The 4,772-nt window shown below is 40.7% G+C and carries 4 protein-coding genes; 1 reads left to right on the top strand and 3 read right to left on the bottom strand.

The features are described from left to right. From WBJ10_RS13870 to WBJ10_RS13860, 3 genes are all read right to left on the bottom strand, one after another. Positions 1-482, bottom strand: a 482-nt coding sequence (locus WBJ10_RS13870; protein ID WP_424291292.1) for a murein L,D-transpeptidase catalytic domain-containing protein, incomplete at its 3' end; no start/stop codon positions are given. Between the two features lie 156 nt (positions 483-638). Continuing rightward, a complete protein-coding gene (locus WBJ10_RS13865) occupies positions 639-1,061 on the bottom strand; it encodes a Fur family transcriptional regulator (RefSeq protein ID WP_276348927.1) in 423 nt (140 codons plus the stop codon). Between the two features lie 6 nt (positions 1,062-1,067). Next, positions 1,068-2,018 carry a 1-phosphofructokinase family hexose kinase gene (locus tag WBJ10_RS13860; RefSeq protein WP_276348928.1) on the bottom strand — a complete coding sequence of 317 codons (951 nt, stop codon included), beginning with the start codon at positions 2,016-2,018 and terminating at the stop codon, positions 1,068-1,070. 577 nt (positions 2,019-2,595) lie between these two features. On the opposite strand from WBJ10_RS13860, the gene WBJ10_RS13855 reads away from it, so the two are divergent. After that, the coding region (locus WBJ10_RS13855; protein ID WP_424291289.1) for an efflux RND transporter permease subunit at positions 2,596-4,772 on the top strand (2,177 nt) is incomplete at its 3' end.

Below are 4,772 nucleotides of genomic sequence, written 5' to 3'. Positions count from 1 at the left end.
GTGCTATAAAATCCGACGCTGCTTTGAAATGAATTTATCACATTGGAAAACTTTTTTGCAACAGCTTCCCCACTTCCTTGTCCGTGGGCGACAAATGTGTTAAATAAAACTTTCTGGGCTTTCAAATCAATAACCCATAATCTTTTTTCAGTGCTGGGTTTAGAAAAATCTACAACTGAGAGTATCTCTTTTGTTCCGGGAAGCACATTTAAATCTTTTAAGTTATGGTATCCTGTCATCCCTTTAAGGAACACCTGATAATCCAGGCCTGAGGCAGCCAAACCTGACCTATTATAGACAGATAAGACATATTCGTTGAAAATTTCCCTTGGTGATATAGTTGCACTATCAACGGACTTGACTATGACTTTTTTACCTGCAGCACTACCACTCTCTTTACTAACGGTGTTTTTAAAACTCAAGGTTACAAGTGTAAGTAATACAATTACTATCAAGCTGCTCAATTTCCATCCTTTTCTCATAGTTTTCTTGTTTTTTTAACAATCATATAACGAATTTTCAGCCCTGAACTTATTGTTTACTGCCTGATATTACTTTTTGCCGACAATTTTCGAGGATGCTTAATCGTCAGGAATTCCATCGTTAACTATTATTTATTACAAAGATAAGTCAGTACCCTATGCAATGGAATTGCATTTATTACATAATCCTTTGATGATTAAGTCGACTTCCTCGGCCCTGAAGCTCTCCGGCAGCTTCATTGTTGGAATCGTTGTAGCAGGCAGACAAAACGTTTCTCTACACGAACTACAGTAAAAATGTGGATGAAGATCCTGATGCGCTTGCGAATCACACTCTTCTGCACACATGGCATATTTCGGAACTCCGGTGCCATCTTCGATCGAATGTACCAAGCCCTTTTCCTGGAATGTCTTCAGAGTTCGGTATACACTAACTCGATCAATGGGAGTTAATTCTCTTTCTATATCACTTAAACTTGTTGCAGCTTGCTGATCCAGCATAAAGTTTAGCACCAACATTCGGTTTGGTGTTGGATTAATCTCTTTTGAGATTAGGATGTTTTCAACTTCTGCTTTCATTTTCGATTAGGAAATTGCTTTTTGAGTTTTCCTGGTTAGCCATTTATAAAGCTTTTCTGCATCATCCATCTTAAAGAGTTCAGTTCCTGGATTCATTGTAGCAGCGGTTCCACAGGCTATGCCCATACGGACCATTTCTTGCAGACTCTTACCATTCGATAAGGAGTGTACCATACCTGCTACCATACTATCTCCAGCCCCGACTGTACTTAATTTTCTGACGGTGGGAGCTTGTACCTGTTCTGCGATGGTATTTGTCACAAGATATGCACCCTGGGCTCCCATCGAAACCACGATGACTTCACACTTGCCCTTGCCAATCAATGCTCTTGCAGACTCATCAATTAAGGTATCATCCAATGTTTCTTTCTCCGAAATCAGACTAAGCTCTCTTAAATTTGGCTTAAGAAGATAGGCACCTTCTTCAGCCACTTGGCTGAGCGCTTCCCCCGAGGTGTCAGCAATAAAACGATTGCCTGTTTTTTTTGCAATTCTGGAAATTTTAGCATAGAAATCAGAATTGATGCCTGGAGGAAGACTCCCGCTGGCAACGATATAGTCCATTTTGCCGGATAATTTTTCTATCGCTGTAAGAATAAGTTGGGTCTCTTGAGGAGATATCTTTGTTCCGGGCATTCCGAAGCGAAATTGCTGGTTAGATGATGACTCCACAACAATAAAATTCTGCCGGGTTTCACTCCTGGTGTCAATCGGTTCGTAAGAAATTTTCTCCTCGTTCAAAAGACTAATCAGGAGATCTCCTGTAAACCCACCCTTAGGAAATAATGCAGTTGAAGCACTTCCCAAGCGCTTAAGTCCTCTGGAAACATTAATACCTCCGCCACCAGGTTCATATTTTGGTTGGGCGCATTGAAGCTTTTGCTCAGGTATTAGTTTCTCGATATTGGTGCTGCAATCAACAGCGGGATTAATGGTTATGGTGAGGATTTTTGACATTTTCTTTTTTTTAACTCAATATTATAGTCAACAGGAAACTAAATATACTGTTTAATGGTAGTCCTTCTTTTTATGCTACTATGCAGGCCGTAAATATTTCTTAAATAAAAAAAACTGATATACTAATTGATTGTTCATATCTTTGACGAAATTATCAAAAGTGAAATTCTGGAGTCGGATCGTATGTACAATCGTAATGCTGGTGAGCCTTGTGCCCTGCGCAGATGCTGTTTCATACAAACAAACTTCCATAATTAAAACTGAGTACACAGAAACTTCTACTCCGAAAAATCACAATGAGCGTGGTTTGGATGCCTGTTCTCCGTTTTGTGTTTGCGCCTGCTGCAACGCTCCATCAGTTATGAAAAATGTAATATTTTCCATAGATATTCCCTTACAAATAAGCTTAGAGTACCCTAACAATGCATTAGGAAAAGCAACTTCCACCTCTGTTGCAGTTTGGCAGCCGCCTAGATTAGGTTAATAAAAATTATTGAATTATTGTGTTCTGATCAATCCTCTTGGAATGATTTGATCGCATATTTATTTTTTTTAATTACAACCTAATTTAAATTCAATGCTGAAAAAAATCATTCAGTTTTCTATACAAAACAAGCTGGTTATAGGCTTGTTCACATTTGCGCTGATTGCTTGGGGAGTATACTCCTTAAGACAGTTACCGATAGACGCCGTACCCGATATAACGAATAACCAGGTACAGGTTATTACATTGAGTCCTTCTCTGGCCACCCAGGAAGTGGAGCGTTTAATATCTTATCCGGTAGAGCAAACCATGTCTACCATACCAGAAATTGAGCAGGTTCGTTCTCTTTCGCGGTTTGGCCTTTCTGTAGTTACTATCGTATTTAATGATGATGTAGATATTTATTGGGCCCGGCAACAGGTTAATGAAAAATTGGCCGAAGCAAAGAACAATATACCAGGGGATCTGGGCAACCCCGAAATATCGCCAATATCTACCGGATTGGGTGAGATATACCAGTATGTAATTCATGCAAAACCTGGCTTTGAAAAGAAATTTGACGCCCGTGAATTACGAAGTATACAGGACTGGATCGTACGTAAACAGCTTTTAGGCACACCCGGCATTGCAGAAGTGAATAGCTTTGGCGGTTTGTTAAAGCAATACGAGATTGCTTTAGATCCTGATAAACTGAGAAGTTTTAATTTAAGTATCAGTGATGTTTTTAATTCTCTGGAACAGAATAACCAAAATACAGGAGGCGCTTATATCGATAAAAAGCCCAATGCTTACTTTATACGAAGCGAGGGATTAGTTGGCGGTCTTGATGATATCAATAAGATCGTTGTTAAGAACAATACTAACGGCATTCCTGTATTAATCCGGGATATTGCTACCGTTCAGATTGGTAACTCTATCCGTTACGGTGCCCTTACACGTGCTACTGCAAAAAGCCAGGGAGAAGCTGTTGGAGGCATCGTAATGATGCTGAAAGGTGCTAACGCCAATAATGTAGTTAAGCAGGTGAAGGCAAAAATAGAACGCATTACGCAAACACTGCCGGAAGGAGTAACTATGGAGCCCTTTCTTGACCGGAGTGCTTTAGTGGATAGGGCAATGGGAACTGTTGCGACAAACCTGATTGAGGGCGCTTTGATCGTTATTTTCGTATTGGTATTGTTCCTGGGCAATTTCAGGGCGGGACTGGTCGTGGCCTCAGTAATCCCACTGGCCATGCTTTTCGCGATTTCTCTGATGAACTTGTTTGGAGTATCAGGCAACCTGATGAGCCTTGGAGCAATAGACTTTGGTTTAATTGTCGATGGTGCAGTTATTATTGTGGAAGCGACAATGCATCAGCTTGCCGGCAATAAAACTGGCAAGGCCTACACTCAATCCGAAATGGATGAACAGGTGGAAAAATCCTCAGTGCGAATGATGAGTGCTGCAGCGTTTGGCCAGATCATTATTTTAATTGTTTACCTGCCAATCCTTGCTCTGGTCGGTATTGAAGGGAAAATGTTCGGCCCGATGGCGCAAACAGTATCCTTTGCTATCCTGGGTGCGTTTATCCTTTCCCTGACTTACGTTCCTATGGTATCGTCGCTGTTTCTTAGTAAAAACATCTCTCATAAAAAGAATTTCTCTGATCGGATGATGGATTTCTTTCAAAGGAAATATAGTCCAATGATACATGCTGCATTACGTAAACGTAAGCTCGTTATTATCTCATCCGTAGCATTGCTGGCAGTTAGTATTTTCGTATTTACCCGCATGGGAGGCGAATTTATCCCCACATTGGAAGAAGGCGATTTTGCAGTCGAAACAAGATTGCTCACCGGCAGTTCTCTTAGCCAATCTATTGATAAGATAAATCAGGCATCTAAAATCTTAGTAGAACGATTTCCGGAAGTGAAGGAGGTAATTGGAAAAATAGGCGCTGCCGAGATCCCCACAGACCCAATGCCAATGGAGGCCACGGATCTGACGGTAATACTAAAAGATAAGAAAGACTGGACAACGACACATGACCGTGAAGAGCTGGCAGAATTAATGGGCGAAGCCCTGGAAGATGTACCAGGTGTTAGTTTTGGGTTTTCGCAACCCATCCAATTACGTTCTAACGAGCTTATATCAGGTGTAAGACAGGATATAGGTATTAAAATCTTTGGGGACGATCTTAATCAATTAACTGATCTCTCTCAAAAAATAGGAAAAATTGTTTCAACAGTTGATGGGGCACGAGACTTATATCTGGAACAGGCTACAGG

The sequence above is a fragment of the Daejeonella sp. genome, from assembly GCF_049655485.1.
In the GTDB taxonomy this organism is placed as follows: Bacteria; Bacteroidota; Bacteroidia; order Sphingobacteriales; family Sphingobacteriaceae; genus Daejeonella.
The sequence above is the reverse complement of the archived record's forward strand: the minus strand, read 5'-3'. Positions and strand labels throughout refer to the sequence as shown.